General features: G+C 36.2%; 18 protein-coding genes and 1 riboswitch. All 18 genes read right to left on the bottom strand.

From position 1 onward, the window contains the following. Positions 1–265 precede the first annotated feature (265 nt). Entirely contained in the window at positions 266–589 is a 324-nt protein-coding gene (locus BJL90_RS22930) for an ABC transporter transmembrane domain-containing protein (protein ID WP_083329688.1), read from the bottom strand. Beyond that, positions 586–1,134 carry an ABC transporter transmembrane domain-containing protein gene (locus BJL90_RS22935; protein ID WP_083329689.1) on the bottom strand — a complete coding sequence of 183 codons (549 nt, stop codon included), beginning with the start codon at positions 1,132–1,134 and terminating at the stop codon, positions 586–588. The genes BJL90_RS22930 and BJL90_RS22935 overlap by 4 nt, the downstream gene beginning before the upstream one ends. Positions 1,135–1,151: 17 nt before the next feature. Further along, on the bottom strand, positions 1,152–1,706 hold the full coding sequence (locus BJL90_RS00010) for a class I SAM-dependent methyltransferase (protein WP_236904985.1): 555 nt from the start codon (positions 1,704–1,706) through the stop codon (positions 1,152–1,154). After that, entirely contained in the window at positions 1,681–2,037 is a 357-nt protein-coding gene (locus tag BJL90_RS22625) for a hypothetical protein (protein WP_236904986.1), read from the bottom strand. Before BJL90_RS22625 ends, BJL90_RS00010 begins: the two co-directional genes overlap by 26 nt. 248 nt (positions 2,038–2,285) lie before the next feature. Beyond that, the gene (locus BJL90_RS22980) at positions 2,286–2,417 is read right to left on the bottom strand and encodes a hypothetical protein (RefSeq protein ID WP_257786392.1); all 132 of its coding nucleotides are present in this window, start codon (positions 2,415–2,417) and stop codon (positions 2,286–2,288) included. A 77-nt stretch (positions 2,418–2,494) separates the two neighbouring features. Continuing rightward, positions 2,495–3,640: a hypothetical protein gene (locus tag BJL90_RS00015; RefSeq protein WP_070963194.1), complete on the bottom strand. Its 1,146-nt coding sequence runs from the start codon at positions 3,638–3,640 to the stop codon at positions 2,495–2,497. Between the two features lie 101 nt (positions 3,641–3,741). Continuing rightward, positions 3,742–4,176, bottom strand: a complete 435-nt coding sequence (locus tag BJL90_RS00020) for a sigma-70 family RNA polymerase sigma factor (RefSeq protein ID WP_236904987.1) — start codon at positions 4,174–4,176, stop codon at positions 3,742–3,744. A 369-nt stretch (positions 4,177–4,545) separates the two neighbouring features. Then, positions 4,546–5,379 carry a nickel transporter permease gene (gene nikC / locus BJL90_RS00025; RefSeq protein ID WP_070963196.1) on the bottom strand — a complete coding sequence of 278 codons (834 nt, stop codon included), beginning with the start codon at positions 5,377–5,379 and terminating at the stop codon, positions 4,546–4,548. Further along, positions 5,376–6,323: a nickel ABC transporter permease gene (gene nikB, locus BJL90_RS00030; RefSeq protein ID WP_081562147.1), complete on the bottom strand. Its 948-nt coding sequence runs from the start codon at positions 6,321–6,323 to the stop codon at positions 5,376–5,378. Before nikB (BJL90_RS00030) ends, nikC (BJL90_RS00025) begins: the two co-directional genes overlap by 4 nt. A 23-nt stretch (positions 6,324–6,346) precedes the next feature. Next, positions 6,347–7,954 (bottom strand): nickel ABC transporter substrate-binding protein, encoded by a 1,608-nt coding sequence (gene nikA, locus BJL90_RS00035; protein WP_236904988.1) that lies wholly within the window; start codon positions 7,952–7,954, stop codon positions 6,347–6,349. A 266-nt stretch (positions 7,955–8,220) separates the two neighbouring features. After that, positions 8,221–8,997, bottom strand: coding sequence for a class I SAM-dependent methyltransferase (locus tag BJL90_RS00040; RefSeq protein WP_070963198.1), 777 nt, complete (start codon positions 8,995–8,997; stop codon positions 8,221–8,223). Positions 8,998–9,409: 412 nt separating this feature from the next. Beyond that, positions 9,410–10,096, bottom strand: a complete 687-nt coding sequence (locus BJL90_RS00045; RefSeq protein WP_070963200.1) for a class I SAM-dependent methyltransferase — start codon at positions 10,094–10,096, stop codon at positions 9,410–9,412. Between the two features lie 189 nt (positions 10,097–10,285). Continuing rightward, a complete protein-coding gene (locus BJL90_RS00050) occupies positions 10,286–11,875 on the bottom strand; it encodes an ABC transporter substrate-binding protein (protein WP_070963202.1) in 1,590 nt (529 codons plus the stop codon). A 256-nt stretch (positions 11,876–12,131) separates the two neighbouring features. Then, positions 12,132–13,130 carry an ABC transporter ATP-binding protein gene (locus BJL90_RS00055; RefSeq protein ID WP_070963204.1) on the bottom strand — a complete coding sequence of 333 codons (999 nt, stop codon included), beginning with the start codon at positions 13,128–13,130 and terminating at the stop codon, positions 12,132–12,134. Between the two features lie 20 nt (positions 13,131–13,150). Beyond that, positions 13,151–14,125, bottom strand: a complete 975-nt coding sequence (locus BJL90_RS00060) for an ABC transporter ATP-binding protein (RefSeq protein ID WP_070963205.1) — start codon at positions 14,123–14,125, stop codon at positions 13,151–13,153. After that, positions 14,126–14,974 (bottom strand): nickel transporter permease, encoded by an 849-nt coding sequence (gene nikC / locus BJL90_RS00065; RefSeq protein ID WP_070963207.1) that lies wholly within the window; start codon positions 14,972–14,974, stop codon positions 14,126–14,128. Continuing rightward, positions 14,971–15,912 (bottom strand): nickel ABC transporter permease, encoded by a 942-nt coding sequence (gene nikB / locus BJL90_RS00070; RefSeq protein WP_070963208.1) that lies wholly within the window; start codon positions 15,910–15,912, stop codon positions 14,971–14,973. Before nikB (BJL90_RS00070) ends, nikC (BJL90_RS00065) begins: the two co-directional genes overlap by 4 nt. 399 nt (positions 15,913–16,311) lie before the next feature. Then, a riboswitch (cobalamin riboswitch) is annotated at positions 16,312–16,496 on the bottom strand. A gap of 80 nt (positions 16,497–16,576) precedes the next feature. Beyond that, a complete protein-coding gene (locus BJL90_RS00075; protein ID WP_070963210.1) occupies positions 16,577–17,530 on the bottom strand; it encodes a M14 family metallopeptidase in 954 nt (317 codons plus the stop codon). Between the last annotated feature and the right edge of the window lie 150 nt (positions 17,531–17,680).

Here is a 17,680-nt window from a genome sequence, read left to right on the forward strand (position 1 = left end):
GGGTAGATTTCCCAGAACCAGATTTTCCTACGAAGGCCACCTTTTCTCCTGGCTTTATATGTAGGGAGATGTTTTTTACTGCTGGTCGTTTGCCGCCAGAATAAGCAAAGGTCACTTCTTGAAGGTTAATTCTGGTAAAGGTCTTTCAATAGATTGATGTAAAAACTGACTTTTTTCCTCTACAATCAATGGTTCATCCAACAAACTAAAAATACCTCTAGCAGCTGCAAAACCTAGAAAGCTTTGATGCCATAATCGATTTAAGTCATTTAAAGGGCGGAAACACTACCACTAAAAAAAGAATGACAAAGAGACTTTGTACAGGCAAATCGCCAGTGGTTACCCTTAGTGCCCCTACTCCTGTAGCAAAGGCAGCCCCTGCTGCAGTACCCCATTTTACAATAGCGGAGTCCAACAGGGATACACCTAAACTTTTCATAGAGCGATTATATACCCCTTTTGCTTCCTCTTCTAATTCCTGTCCTTTGTGTTTGCTGGCTTGAAAAACCTTTAAGGTCGTCATACCCTGCATAGCATCAATATACTGAGCATTTAATTTGGCATAGGATTGCCAGTATTCTAAAATTATTTTTTTGAAAAGTTACTGCCTAGCTGTGGTGCTCCTACCGCAATCAGAAGTCCTGCTGCAGTAATCCATCCCACTATAGGGTCTAATGTCCAAATGTAAATAACAACAGCCCCAGATCCTAGCAAAGATACCAACAGCTGAGGAACATATCCTGTCAAAAAAGGTTCTAGAGATTCAACACCATCGATTAGTACCGATTGTAAATTTCCGCTTCTATAGTTTTCTTGATAGCCTGGGCCTAAATCCATCAATCGCATCAACAGCCGCTCTCTAAGTTCATTTTTAATAAAGTAGGCAATTTTCTTTCCATAGATCTCATCGATCTTAACAAGAAAAGCTCTTATCACAATCAAAACCCCAATGATTATAATAAGAGGAATAATCTCATGAAAACTTCCTCCTGCAAATAATGTCTTCATTGTGGCTGCAGTGGCAAAGGCTTGTCCAACATAGGTACCCATGATCAGTAGTCCCAATGAAATTTTCAGTGCCAGTTGTACTCTTGCTCCTTTGAGAAATGTAAATAATCTAAAATACAAGTTCAAAGTTCATCAACCTCCATCTACTTCTTCTCAGCTCCTACCATAAACATAGGTGTAGAGCGAAATAATATCCTATCTTCTTCACTATGAACCCTATGAGAGATATTGGTTTCTACAAAAACCTTAGCATAACCGCAGTCTATCAAAGCTGCTGCATCCCATTGAGGTCTTCTCTTACTGCTTAAAAACAACTGCTTTGCAATGGCATCACTTTCTTTCATATCTGCCTTATCATGAGCATCAACAATCCCCAGCTCAGCTGCCCTTTTCTTATCTTCCTCATACTGCTTTTGCATTTCAGGATCATGAAGCCTTAGAGCCCAGTTTGCATCAAAAATAAGCAGTCTGCCTTTAGATTTTAGTACCCTATGCCATTCTTTATAGGCATCCATAGGTGCCCTTAAGGTCCATGTCAAATTTCTGCATAAGATCAAATCAAAACTTTCATCAGGAAAATCTAATTCATGGGAGTCCATTTTATAAAAATCTACCTTTACCCCTATACGTTCTGTATTATGTCTGGCCTCCTGCAACATGTTTTCTGTACAGTCAATAGCAGTTACCTGATGACCCATCAAAGACAGTATCATAGCAAAAAAAACCAGGGCCTGTGCCTATGTCCAGTACTTTTAAAGATTGTCCCTCTGGACGGTATTCAGCAATCATCTTCATCCATGCATCTTTTTTAAAGCTTTCCATCTCTCTCCATATCGATGTACTATAATCCGTTGCTCGGTCTTCCCAATAATTTTCTATTTTACTTTGAATACTCATTTTTATCTCCTCCATGTCTATAATATGTAATATAAAACAGCCTTCCACATCAAACAAACGCAAAAAAACCATGAGGAATAAACTTGCTTTAGCAAAGTTATTGGCCTTCATGGCTGTGTTCAAGAAAATCATATTCTTGCCTTATTTGTTTTAAGTTTCATACTTTTCTCTATTTTTGTACTATATTTCCATCTGATCTTCAATATCTATACGAAAATTTGTAGAAATTTTAACGATTTTTTTAAAAGTTTAGTTTTGAAAGATTTCTCCTTTTGCACTTTTTTATCATTAGCGTTAACTTAAGCCCTACCTGAAGAAAATTTTGGAGATAATAGGGTTAAGTTAACGCCTATGACTTTTTTATAAGGCTTTCTATCTCTCTACTTTATATCAATGCTCCAATTTCCGTTCATTACAAATTGAGGATAACTTATTTCAAAATTAATATCAGTAAGACCTTCAGTAAATTCTAAAATCATTGTAGCATCATCACCATTAAATTCACTGGTCATTTTTTTAACATCAGGGCTATACAAATCAAAAGATCTTATATTGATATTCTCATTTGTACCGGTATTTAATTGAAATTTTACCTCTGCCGATGTTGGAGATATTCTTCTAACATTTTAACAATAGCCTTCTGAATCCTTAAATCAATTTCTTGATTTAAAGTCACTTCCCCTTCATTAGGAATACCAAAAGAAAGTGAAGCAACTGTTTCCTCATAGAAGGTAGTGATTGCAGGTAACTTTAGTGTCAGGGCTTTGTTTTTTGGTGCATTTGTTTCAAATATACTTACCGGATGACCTTTTGAATTTTCTGGAATTTCAAGCTTATATTCATTGCCTATTTCATCAAATACATAAAGATCATCTGTTACTAACGAAGTACCTGAACTAAACAAACCATCTTCACCTCGATTTTCAAATGTTGATGAAGTCTTTATTTCTTTTGGTTTTCCGAACTTTAATAATTTTAGTTTTTCATCTTCAAATGACGCAACTAACTGAATACCTAATTTTTCCCTTTCTTCAAGGATTTTAGCACCGATATTTACGCCTTCCAAACCCTTTGCTGTAACATTAGAAGCATAAATTTTGCTATTTAAATCTAAACTTTTAGCTTTTTCTAATGAGATTTCATAGGAATTTCCTGCAATATTAAGTGTAAATTCTTTAAAAGGTGTAATGTTATAATTTTTTTCTGTTTCATTCATAAAAGAGAGAAAATGTTTATTATTATCCTCGGAAAAACTTCCATATCCTCCTACAGAATAGACTGTACTAGAATTATCTTTTGCTATAATATTTATAGGGGCTACTTCATCATCAAAATTTAATTCTGTAACTATTTCCATTTCTAAATTTCCTTCTGACACCATTATACTTTCTATGGTAATATTATCATTCAAAGGGTAGCTTTCTTTTAAGTAATAAGCTTCTCCATCAACAATCGTTGAATATATTGGCGTTTTGTTTAAAAATGACTTGATTGCTTGTGAAATATCATTGGCATATATAGTCGTTATACTTAATAAAAATAGGCAAACTGCTGCTACATATAAAAGTCGTTTCTTACCCTTAATCTTTTTATCATTGTTGTTTAGCTTTTGGTGAGCTTTCTTGTTGATAGCATCCATATCGATCTCCACGCCTTCTAATAATCTATCAATTTCCTTTTCCACCAAGTCATCATCCAAACTATTTAGCAATTGAATCAATTGATCTTCCTTCATAATTTAATGCCTCCTTTATAACTTTTCTACCTCTCAAAAGTCTATTGTCTATAGCGGATCTAGATAAATTAAAGGTTTTTGCCAAATCACTTATTTTTTCATCAAAAAAACCTTCTGAAAAATATTTCTTTATCTATTGCATTAAAAGAGTTGATTACTTCTATCACCTTTTCCTGGTCTTGCCTTAAGAAGAATTGTTTTTCTAAGTTATAGTTATCTTCTATTTGAAACGCCTCAATATCAACGAGATTTCTTGTTGCTTTTTTGCGTTTATAGGTAAGTGATTTATATTTTGTCAAAACTAAAAGCCATGTTCTAAAATTTCCTTTTTCCTGATCAAATTCATCAATTTTCCTCCATGCATCTAAAAACACATCAGATACACACTCTTCGATATCTTCTTTATTAAGTGATGGAGATAAAATATTATAAGCCAGATAATAAATTGTTTTTGTATATTTATTGATCATATAATTGTAAGCAGGCACATCTTTAGCTTTTATTCCTTCAACAAGTGCACTTTCTGTATATTCCAATCTTGTCACCTCCTATTGATTTCTTATGGCTAGCCTTTCATATATTACTACGCATTAAGCGTTGCTTTTCTCTTAAAAGTTTTCATATCAATCTCCAAAAAATTTATCCTAATTTTGTTTTTAGGGCATAAGACCTCTACCTCTAAGCGTTAACACAGGTGGAATTTTTTCATCAAAAAAACGCCTATAACCGCTTCTATTCTGTCATAGACGTTTTTTACACTTTAAATTTCTCAATAACCGTCTGTAAGCCCTGTACTAAACGTGATAAACCTTTACTAGCACCTGCAATCTCTATTGTTATTTTTGTCAATATTATTATCTTAGCTCTTTTTAGGTATCGTGTTAACTTAAACCTACTCTGTCATCCTAAGAAGTTTTTTGTATTTCCCGAGGATCTAAAATGTCTCGAAGTCCATCTCCTATTAAATTAAAAGCCAACACTGTAATAAGAATAGCTAACCCTGGAAAAATCATGATCCAAGGAGCTATATACATATAAGGTCGACCATCGTTCAGCATGGCACCCCATTCAGGATTAGGGGGTTGAGCCCCTAATCCTAAAAAGGATAATCCAGAGATGGCTAAAATGGTTGAACCCATATCTAGAGTAGCCAGTACAATGACTGGTGATAGGACATTCGGCAAGATATGGCGGAAAATCAAAGGAAAATGCTTACATCCCCCCGTTCTAGCCGCCAATACATAATCCTTTTCTTTGACAGAGGCAATCATTCCTCGAAGGATTCGTGCATAACGTACCCATTGAACAGAAGCCATAGCAATCATTACATTTCTAATACTAGGACCCAACATGCCTGCAATAACCAAAGCCAGTATCATTTCTGGAAAGGCCAGCAGCATATCTATCATGCTGACGATAATATCATCCACTTTTCCACCTACATAGCCTGCAATGCTGCCTACCAGCACGCCAATGGACATGATGATCACTAAAACCAAAAAAGATATGCTAAGAGAAGCCCTTGCCCCATGCATAATACGGGATAAAATGCATCTTCCTAGATGATCTGTTCCTAGGGGATAACTAAGAGAGGGTTTTTCCAGTCTATAATTTGCATCCATCTGTATTGGATCCTTAGGTGTAATCCATGGAGCCAGTAGTGCAACACCTAAAATGAGTAAAATCAAAATCAATCCTATAAAAGCCATGGGGTCTTTGATCAGTCCCTTTAACCTCATTTACTTCCCCCCTTCCCTGACAGCCGCATCCTAGGATCTATAAAGGTATAAGATATATCTATCATCAAATTTACTGTAACAAAAATAAGTGCCATCAGTAATACATATCCCTGAACAACGGGATAGTCCCGGGTGAATATAGCCTCCACCAAATATTTCCCTATACCCGGCCAGGCAAATATGGTTTCCACAATTACCGTACCACCCAGCAAATGTCCTAGACTCATGCCAAAAACAGTCACCAAAGGCAACAGGGCATTCTTCAGTGCATGACCTATAAGAATTGTTTTTTCTTTTAACCCTCGTGCACGGGCTGCTTGAATAAAATCCTGTCCTAAAACCTCCAGCATACTGGCTCGCAGTAAGCGAGCATAAGTAGCGGACATTCCCAGCCCTAGGGTCAGCCCAGGCAAAACCAAATGAAGCATACTTCCACGACCCATCACAGGAAACAAGGAATATTTTACAGCAAAAAAGTAAATGAAGATAAGCCCCAACCAAAAAGAAGGAAGGGAAGCCCCTATTAAGGCAAAAAAACGGCTGAAATGATCAATCTTAGTATTCTTATAAAAGGCTGAAAGCAAGCCTAAGGGAATAGAAACCAAGAGTAGTACTACAGTGCCCGCCAAGGTGAGTTCCACCGTGGCAGGTAAACGCTGCAGCAGTTCCTCCAGTACCGAACGTCTGGTACGGAAAGAAACTCCGAGATCTCCTTGTACCGCTTTTAATAACCATTTGCCATATTGAACAAGTACTGGATCATTTAGTCCCATCCTTTCACGCATAAGCGCCACAGCCTCTGGGGTAGGATCAATACTATCCATTCGTAAAATCACTTCTGCTGGATCTCCTGGTGTAAGATGACTCATACTAAAAGCCAAGAAGGACACCCCTAGCATCACCAGTAGTAAAAAGACCATTCTCTTGCAAATATATCTAAGCACTTTTTTCTCCTTTCCTAGCAACTTTATTCAACGATTCTTACATTGGTCAGTCCCTTCCCTAGTTCCCAAACATTGGCAGAAAACTCGAAGCCTTCAACAGATTTATTATACACTGCTATATTAGGTGTAATGGTCATAGGTATAATCACGAACTCCTCATTCATGAAAATATCCGCTATACGATCAAACTTTTCCCTTCGTTGATTGTCATCTAATGTCTGAAGTGCCTGCTGAAACAAAGTGGCTGCTTCACCTTGAAAGGCTGGAGCAAAATAAGGTCTTGCATCTCGTAATGACTTGTAAATACTCTGAGGGTCATACTGGATTCCCCATGAAACATCCGGCATTATACCGAAGTCACCAGTATTTCTACGGTCAAAATATACAGTAGACTCTACAGGGCTGATGTTGACTTTAATGCCTATTTCTGCAAGCTGTGCTTGTACAACTTCTGCTACAGTTCTTTGTGTGGTTACATCTGAACGTATGTTGTATAATACTTCTAGATTTTCTCCATTTTTTTCTACATAACCATCTCCATTAAGGTCTGCCCAACCAGCTTCTGCAAGAAGTTCTTTGGCTTTTTCTAAATTCCGTTTACTTCTTTTAGCGTTTCCTAAAACTTCTGGTATCTTGGTGGAAAACATCGTTTCTGACAGACTTTCCATACCTTCATAAGCCACAAGGTTGATTTCTTCAGGATCTATTGCTAAAGCTATGGCCTGACGTACACTCTTGTCCTTTAGCAGTTCTGTACTAGGATTTAGTGCAAGAAACTGTGCTACATCTCCCATTGCTATTTTGCCTTCTACGTTAGGATTACTTTCAAGACTTTTAAAATCCATATAAGATACTGCAGTTACACCACTGCCTATAATCAAATCTACTTCTCCCGCCATTAATGCATTTAAACGGACATTAGAGTCAGGTACAGGGCGTATAACGATTTTTTCAAGATTAGGCTTTTCGCCCCAATAATTTTCGTTCCTTATGAAAACGGCTCTTTCATCCTGTACATATTCTGCCAATATATAAGCACCTGTTCCCAATGGCTTGTCAAAGGCTATGTCGTCAGCACCAAAGCCTCCTGGACTAAGAAAACGTATGGGACGAACCATTGTTAGTTCAAGAAGGCTAAAAGGATATGCTTCCTTCATGTGCAATGCCACTGTATAGGGTGCTACGACTTCTACTGTTTCTAAATTATCAATCAAAGGCAGCCAGTTATGTCGGGTAGCATTGGACAAAACAGCATCAAAGTTTTGTTTCACCACTTCCGCATTAAAGGCTTCCCCATCGGAAAACTTTACATCTTCTCGAAGCTGAAATACTAAGCTTCGTCCGTCATTTTCTATTTTCCAAGAAACTGCCAACCAAGGGATGATATTTCCCTGCTGATCTAAGTTTACTAAAGGTTCATAGACTAAAGTTTGTGCCCCCATATCGCTGTCATAGAGGTGAGGATTCATACTGCCAATATCACCTACTCTGGCAATCGTCAATATTTGAGGAACCTCCTTCACTTCTCCTGAAGTGATGGGTTCTTTTTTTGTACAACCGGTATAGGCAAAGGAGCTTATTAAGATTATTAAGCAAAGAAGTATAAGGGATTTTGATTTTTTAATTTTCATTTTTATTCCTCCAGTCATCTAAAGATCATCTACTTGACTTGTGCAATTTTTAGCTATTCCTAAAGAAAATTAAATATATTAAGCGGAAGCATTTGAAAGTATTGTAACAACTACATTAAATCATTGCACAACTCAAATAACCTATTTATATAGATAAACAACATCAGGACTTAATTTTGATATACTAAGGGCTACATTTGCAGCCCACGGTTTTGGGGCGAAACCGTAGACCGTGTATATCAAAATTAAAGTTTGAACTTGCTTATCTATAACTGTCCGTATAAATATTTTTTATCTGTTTTTTCAGCACGGATCATAAAAGGCGGAATGGTACGATAACGAGCCTTGTTGACTTCGTTATGAATCTTTTCACTGACATCTGCATCCACTACAATTTTACCAAAGCCAATGTCCAGTAAATGAGGGATATCCCATTGAGGTCGGCGAACTTTGCTGAAATAAAGTTCATCAGCGATTTTAGTTCCTTCCTCTTGGGATTCCTTAGAGAACTTTTTGAATCCTAGTTTTGCTGCTTCCTCTTGATCTCTTTCAAAGGCTTCCTTCCATTCATTGTTATACATCCATAAGTACCAATTGCCATCAAAGATTAAAAGTCGTCCTCCCGGCTTTAAAACCCGATACCATTCTTTATAGGCTGTAATTGGGTCATACATTAGCCAGGTTACATTTCGTATAAGAATCATATCAAAAGAATGATCATCAAATGTAAGCTTATGTGCATCCATCAAATGAAAGGATACATCAAAGCCAGCCATCCTCACATTTTCTTTTGCGGTCTCCAGCATACTCTCCGTGCAGTCGATACCAGTAACATGATGTCCCATCTCAGAAAGCAGCAACGGGAAAAATCCAGGGCCTGTACCAATATCTAATACCTGTAATTTTTCTCCTGGAGGGCGGTTTTCTTCAATGAGTTGCACCCATACCTCTTTCTTTACGCCATTTAATTCACTTTGAATTACCTCATTGTATCTCTCATTTTCATTTTGCCAGTACCCTTCAATACGTTTTTGAATTTGCATTTTTTCATCCTTCCTTTCTTATATTTAATAGTAAAAACCTACTGTAAATATAAAAACGGTCACAAAAAGAAGCTTCCATGTCAAGGAAACAGTCTTCATGACCGTTAGTTTCTATCATCTGTCTTAGTTTATCATCTCAAGACCTTTCAATGCCTTCATAGCATCTACTATAAAATTTATATTATATATATAAGTTGCAATAAAACTTTTACAACTTAGTGTGAGATAGCGGAGTCATGGGGACGGTTCATCTGGCACGTATGGTTTTTATGTGCCTGAGGAACTGTCCCCATGGCGTAGCGGATGTAACATATTTACTACAACTTTTATAACAAGTTTGAGGACAGTACTTTTTTATGGTGTTATAAGCATACCTTATTTTATAGATTCTCCATCAGTATATCCTCTATCTTTAGTCCTTTAAAGAAAAACGGAAAATATATGCCTGTTCATATTCATACTGTATTCGATCATTTAGACTTCTAAAAAATCGATCATTACTATTTATTTCTATATAATCATCTGGTATCATTTTTCGAATACCCACATTAAATCCTTCCTCAAGAAATGCATTAGAGATATCTTCAAGATCATGTAAAAGCATTGGTATAGAAGCATTTTCATCTATCTTTTTCTTCATATAGGGTAAGCTAGGGTTACCATTGTAGTCTGTATAAGTGGCATAATAAACACCTTTAGATTTAAGGATCTTTTTTATCTTGGATGCATGTTCTTTTAAGTCAGCGATTAAATAAATCACCGATATACTAAAAGCCAGATCAAACTGATTTTCATATTTTTCAGGGGTATTAGTAGCTTCATATTGAATTGGCAAATTTCCTTTTCTGCTATTGGCTACTTCAACTGATTGACGAGCTAGATCTATTCCCAAAGCATTTTTAAAGGGTTTCTCGTAATATAAAAATCTTAAAAAACCACCTTGATTACAACCAAAATCGAAAACAGAAAGATTGGATAAATCCTCCTCCTTGATATAACTCAATACTTTCTTCCAAAATCTATTATGGGTCTCCTCCATAGCTTGTTCTGTTTCTGCTTGGTCCTTCCACCAAACATTGTACAAAAAATTAGCTGTCATCAATGATGCTCCTTTCGGTATTTAAAATTTAAAGCTTATCAAAAAAACATTTCTATTCCTATGTATCAACATGAATTTTAATACACTAAGGGCTACAGTTACAAATCTTGACTAGATCTTCCAACTAATATGAAACCGTAGACCATAGGTATTAAAATTCAGTTGCACAATCACCTATATAGATAATTCTTATTCTACATAAACACCTTTTAAATCTACTGCCCATACAGAAGAATGGGGTTGAAAACCTTTGACTCTACTATTTACAATAACAACCTCTTCATCATGCACATATGGAATCAATGCTGCGTCTTCATAAATGATTTCTTGTACTTTTCTATACATTTCTTCTCTTTTTTCTTCCTTAAGCTCTTTTCTTGCTTCTTCCAACAGCGTTTCTATTTCCTTATTTACATAGCCAGGGGAAGCATGGGTAGAAGCACCAAATAGTTCAGAATGAAATCTGCTCATAAGCTGATAATCCGCCCCACCATGAACACCTGGTGTTGTGCTGGCAAAAATATCATACTTTCCAGCATCTCTCAATTCATTAAATGCTCCTCTCTCCATAACCTGTACATTCACCTTGATGCCAATTTGCTGAAGCTGTGCTTGTATCACTTCTGCTGCTGGTTTCCAATAAGAACTCCATGGTTGAATAATGATATCAAGTTCTAAAGGTGTACCATTATGTTCCATAATATTGTTACTATTCAGGGTATATCCAGCTTCTTCAAATAAACCCATTGCAATCTCTGGATCATAAGGATACCATGCTTGTCCTAAATGTCCAGGTATAGCAGGAGATACAATCCCTGTGATATTATGACCATATCCCAGTAAAACTTTTTCAACAATGGCATTTCTATCGATGGCATGGTTGATAGCCTTTCTAACCCTTACATCTTTAAATACATCTTTAGTTGCATTAAATCCAAAATAATGTGTTCTTACACCTGGAACACTGAGGATCTGGTACTCACTGTTCTTAAATGCTTCAATCTCTGGGGCATTTAAGTCCCTTATGATATCCACTTCTCCAGCTCTTAAAGCCATTGTACGGGCACTTGAATCTGTGATAATCTTGTAAATTACTTTTTCTAAGACAGGCTTTTCACCCCAATAATCATCATTTCTAACTAAAACAATCTCTTGTTCAGGAACAAAAGCTTCTACTTTAAAAGGTCCAGTACCACAAGGATTCATCTCATATCCATCACCCTGCTGTTGTACTGCAGTTGGGCTGACAATAGAGGCAACAGGGTTCATTAACCACTCTAACAAAGGAGAAAAAGATTCTTCTGTTATGATTTGAATCGTATAATCATCCTCAACAATGATTTCTTTTATAGGTGGCGTTGTCCATGCAGGACCTTCTTCTTGCTGTCTTTCGAGGGAAAATTTCACTGCTTCTGCATTAAAAGCTGTTCCATCGTGAAAAGATACCCCTTGTCTTAGTTTAAAGCGCCAAGCCACTTCATCGATTCTTTCCCAGCTTTCTGCCAACAAGGCTTCTGGTTTCATGTCATGACCGGGATACACCAATGTCTCATTAATGTGATGTCCTGGAAACCATACCAGTGGATCTGGTGTCTTCAACACATCTAAAGTTGCGGTGTTTTTATCCATACCTATCGTTAACACTTGCTCACTGGTTATTGTTTCACTGCTGGCATCAACATCATTATTACTGTTGCTGCTGCAACCAACAGCTAAAAACACAATAGCCAGTATAATTAAAAGCCCTACCCCCCGTTTAAATTTCAGTACTTTTTTCATTTCATCATCCTCCTAGATTAAAAATAATTGCTTGAAGATCATATAAAAATCACAGATTTTCTTAAAATTTATTTTATTAGGTAAAGATTATTAATAGTTTCTATATAAGTTGTAGTAAATATATTACATCCACTACGCCACGGGGACAGTTCCTCAGGCACATAAAAACCATACGTGCCAGATGAACCGTCCCCATGACTCCCCTATCTCACACTAAGTTGTAAAAGTTTTATTGCAACTTATTATATCTGCTTTTTCAATATCTATGACAAGCAACATAGTGCATTGGACTTATTTCTCTTATATCCGGCTCTGAATAGCTACATATATTTAACGCTTTTCTACAACGAGGATAAAATTTACAGCATTTCGTAAAGCTTACAGGGTTTAATGCTTCGCCACAAAGCAATTGTTCTTTACTTAATCTATTATCAGGATTAACGCTAGGGATAGCTTCAATTAAAGAGATAGTGTATGGATGAGCTGCATGCTCTAACAAATCCTGACTTTTAATTATCTCAACAATTTTTCCAAGATACATAATAACAATACGGTGGCTTAATAGCTTTACAGATGCTAAATCATGAGAAATAAATATATAGGAAATTTTATATTTACTATGAAGCTCATATAGTAATTTCAAAATTTGCACCTGTATTGATACATCTAAGCTTGCAATCGGTTCGTCACAGATGACTATTTTGGGATTTATTGCCAATGCTCTTGCTATTGCGATCCTTTGTCTTTGCCCCCCACTGAACTCATGTGGATATCTTGATAAGTGTTCCTCTTTTAATCCTACAAGTTCAATAAGATATTTAATCTTTTCCCTCTGATCTTCTTTACTAAGCATTTCAAAGTTGGCTATAGGTTCTTTAATTATTTCTTCAATTTTCATCCTTGGATTCAGAGAAGCATATGCATTCTGAAAAATTATCTGAAAATCTTTTCTTAGCTCTCTAAGCTTCTCTCCACTTAAACTTGTTATGTCTTCTCCTTTAAATAAAATTTTTCCCGCTGTGGCTTTTTCTAGTCTTAATAGTAATCTTGTCAACGTACTCTTCCCACAACCACTTTCTCCTACTAATCCTAAAATTTCATTTTCATACAGGGTTATAGAAACCCCCTCGACTGCATTTAAAACATTATTTTTAAAAGAAAAATAATTGTTTTTCGTAAAATAACTTTTTTTCAGATTTATCGTTTCTAATATCGGTATTTTGTTTTCAAATAGGATCTCCTCTTTACAATTCATAGGTATGTACCTTTCTAATATTAGATTGGAAAAAAGCAAGAAACAAAATGGTTAGAATTAATTTTCTCCATCAAGGGTTGATTGTTTTCACAAAACTCTTTTCTATATGCACATCTAGGGTAAAATGAACAGCCTTTTCTTTCTTCATATATCTCCGGTGGTTGTCCTAAAATCTGTTGCAGAGAATTTATATTGTTAGCAAAATCAGGAATAGAACACAATAATCCCTTTGTATATGGATGTGATGCTTTATAAAAAATTTCCTTTACTAAACCATATTCAATAATTTCACCAGCATACATCACACAAACCCAGTCTGACAATTGAGCTATAACACCAAAATTATGAGATATTAGTAAGACTCCCGTATTATATTTCTCTTTCAACTTCTCAATTTCTATTAATATCTGGGCTTGTATTGTTACATCTAAAGCAGTTGTAGGCTCATCAGCAATAAGGAAATCTGGCTTCATTGCTAATGCCATAGCAATCATTACTCTTTGTTTCATTCCTCCACTAAGCTGAAAAGGATAACAAGACAATATCTTCTGAGAATCAGCAAGTCCCATTTCCAATAAAGATTGACTTGCTACGGCCAAAGCTTCTTTTTTAGATAATGACATCCTATATTGAAGTGTTTCAATAAATTGTCTGCCTATGCTTCTTACAGGATTAAAAACCGAATGTGGATCTTGAAATATCATTGCTATACGCTTACCTCTTATTTGTCTCATATCTCTGCTGCTTAATTCCAGAATATTCATATCATTAAAAAAAATCTTGCCGCTGGGGGCACTGATTTCAGGAGGAAGCAGTTTCATAATAGAAAGGGCCGTCATACTTTTGCCACAACCACTTTCTCCAACTAACCCTAAAACTTTTCCTTTTGGTATTTCAAAGTTTACCCTATTGAGTACTATATTTTTTTTGCCCTTATTCGTGAAAACTACTTCGAGATTTTCAATTTTAAGAAAGGGATTAGTTTCTAATCTCAATCAATCACTCCTCTCTTTTTCGGTTTGACTTTTAGGATCAAAGAAGTCCCTCAAACCATCTCCCATAATATTGAAGGAGAATACCGTTAACAAAATCGCCAATCCAGGATATATCATAAGATCTGGTTTCAATAAAAAATAGGCTTTTCCATCATTTAGCATAGCCCCCCATTCTGGTGCAGGAGGTTGTGCCCCTAAACCTAAAAATGACAATCCGGAAATCGACAAAATGATTCCTCCCATATCTAAAGATGCTAATACAATTATAGTCGATAAGATGTTGGGTAATATATGTCTTGTAATAATGTGGAAATGATTGGTTCCTGAGGTACGGGCGGCTATAACATATTCCCTTTCTTTTATTGAAATCACCATACTCCGAACAACCCTTGCATATCCAACCCAATGAACAGCCATAATGGCAATCATAACATTCACCAGACCTGGTCCAAGAATACCTGTTATAACGATTGCAAGAATCAAACTAGGAAAGGCCAAAATGATGTCTATAATGCTTACGACAATTCTGTCAAATCTTTTTCCTATGTAGCCAGACATCAAACCTATGGTTGTTCCAATTGTCATCACTGTAAAAACGATGATAAAAGAAACACTTAAGGAAATTCTTGTTCCATAAATAATTCTAGAGTATACACATCTGCCTAGATGGTCGGTGCCAAAGGGATAATTTCTTGATGCACTTTGTAAAGCATTGCTCAAATCAATCTGTAGAGGATCCTGCAACACTAGATAAGGAGCAAGAAGACCAATAAAAGTTATCAAGATAATGATGATGGATCCTACTAAGGCAACTTTATATTGAAAAAAAAGTTTCAGTCTCTCTATCAATCATCACTCCCTTCAATGTTTATTCTTGGATCAATGAATTTATAGGTAAGATCAATTAGCAGATTAATACCCGAAAAAACCACCGCCATGAACAATGCATATCCTTGAATCATAGGATAATCTCTGCTAAAAATTGATTCCACGATTAGTTTTCCTAATCCCGGCCAGCTAAAGATGGTTTCTACGATGGTTGTCCCTCCTAATAAGTGGCCTAAACTTATTCCCAGTGAAGTTATTACAGGCAGTAAAGAATTCTTAAAAACGGTGAAAATAATAATCATCGACTCTTTTAATCCTCGGGCTCTTGCGGCTAAAACAAAATCCTGACCTAACACTTCTAACATACTTGCCCTTAGCAACCGAGCATATTGTGCTGACATCCCTAATCCTAATGTAATAGAGGGTAGAATAAGATGAATAAGTCCCCCTCTGCCCCTTACCGGAAACATAGAAAATCTCACTGAAAAAAAGTAAATCAGTACAATACCCAGCCAAAAGGAGGGTATGGATGAACCTAATAAAGAAAAAAGTCTTATGATATGATCAAATACAGTATTTTTGTAAAAACAAGAAATAATCCCAACAGGTATGGAGATGAAAAGCATCACCAAAAATCCAGCTATTGTAAGCTCAATTGTAGCAGGCAGTTTGTTTAATAATTCCTCCAATACCGGTCGACCTGTTCTGTAGGAAATACCTAGATCCCCCCTTGAAACTTGTTTCACCCAATCTTTGTACTGCATAATAAAGGACAAATCCAGACCCAGGTCCTTACGTGTTTCTTCAATAATTCTTTTTTCTGGTTCAATTCCTCTTGATATTAATACTAGCTCTGCTGGATCTCCCGGCGTAATGTAGGTCATTAAAAAAGTTAATATTGAAACACCTATTAAAACCAAGAACATATAGCTAATTCTTTTTAAAATGTAGCTTTTCATTTTTCACCTTCCTTAACTAACCACCGCCACCAACTGTCTTGTATACTCATATCGATCTTTGCTCATGATTTGATTGCTCATAAATTCATCTACAATAAGATAAAATGAATGCATAATAAATCCTCTCATTGTCCTTAATAGATTATATTGTTTCCCTCACAATCTTCAGCATTAAAATAAGTACAAAAACCATGAAGGAAAAACTCCCTTTTTAGTAATTTCATTAGCCTTCATGGCTGCATTATAGAAGATCATCTTCTTATTTGTATGTTAAGGTTTCATATCTTTACCAATGTGCTCTAAAAACATAAAAAAGTCTCTTAGTATTGAATACCAAGAGACTTCCCCATCTAAAGTCACCAAATTTATTTACAGCAGAAATTGATCCCCTTTCTATCTGAACATCATCAATTTAAGGCAGGTCTCCTGACTCACGGTTCATACGCCTCTTCGCCTTCCCAGGTTTCATACCCAGTGGCTTTTTGAAGACTTGTCCCCGATTACAGTGGTGGGTCCGTGCTGGATTTCAACCAGCTTTCCTATTCTCCCTTTTTCAAAAGGGCACCTTAAATCTAGTTTTATTAAATTCTTATTATGTTCATGGTAGCACTTTATGTATAATTTTGTCAATAATAACTTGTATATTTTTTAACATATTTTCCTGCTATTCTGGTTTTCCATAGCAGACAATACCGCCGTCTTTGTCTACCCATAAGGCAGAGGTTCGGTATAAAATAACACCATCATATTCTGCATAATAGGTAGCCAGGAGATTGCTAAAGTAATCTCTGATTTCTCCTAGTTTTTGACCTTCTTTCACTTCATCTCCTGCATCAACACTGGGGTACCAGCATCCTGCAACATCAGAATTCAAATAAATCAAATCCACCAAATCCTTTGGCTTGTTTTGAACTTCCGTCATAGGACCCTTTATTAATCCAAGATGTATTAAAATGTTATAGACGTCTTTTTTGTATAAATCTACCGTTTCTTGATCCCATATACCACTACAGCCTCGTTCCATCAATATACTAGGTGTCCCCTGTAGGCCACAATAGTTGTAAGCCCCTGTAGTGGCCATGGAGCGAACCATATATTTACAATCCATCACGCTTGCAGCGTTTCTAGCGATTTCAACTGCTTCTTCTGTAGAATTTCCTACATAGTATACATAAGGTGTTAACTGTTCATGGGCCTCTCCACCATGCATATCAATATAAAAGTCTGCCTGATTTTGAAATTCATTTACCTGCATATAGGCAATTTTATCGGCTAATGTACCACTTTTATTTCCCGGAAATACACGGTTTAAATTTTTTCCGTCCTCGGGGACAATGCTAGGTCTTCTGGCTTCAAACCCATTTTTATTTAAAGGGTGACAGATCATTAAACGGCCTTTTATATCCTCTGGTTGAACTTCCTTAGCTAATTCTATCGCTGTTTGAATCCCCGCATATTCACAACTATGCACACCACCAGTGATCAGCACAGTTTTTCCTTCTTCACAACCATTGATCAATGTTACAGGAATGACTGTGTCGGTGTCCATGACGGTTACAAAACCCTGTACTTTTATTCCTTTTTCAGTGCTTAAGTTTCCTACTTTTAGTAATGCCATATCCTCAACTCCCCTATGTATTTTCGTAAATATGTATCATAAATATAAACGTATCTAAGCATGCAAAGAGTCTCGTAACTCTACAGCCATCCATTTTTTGCTATAAAATCGTTTGAAGCAAAAAACATCCCCAGGGTTTAGTCTGCAATT

The sequence above is a fragment of the Clostridium formicaceticum genome (assembly GCF_001854185.1).
GTDB classification, from domain to species: Bacteria; Bacillota; Clostridia; order Peptostreptococcales; family Natronincolaceae; genus Andreesenella; species Andreesenella formicacetica.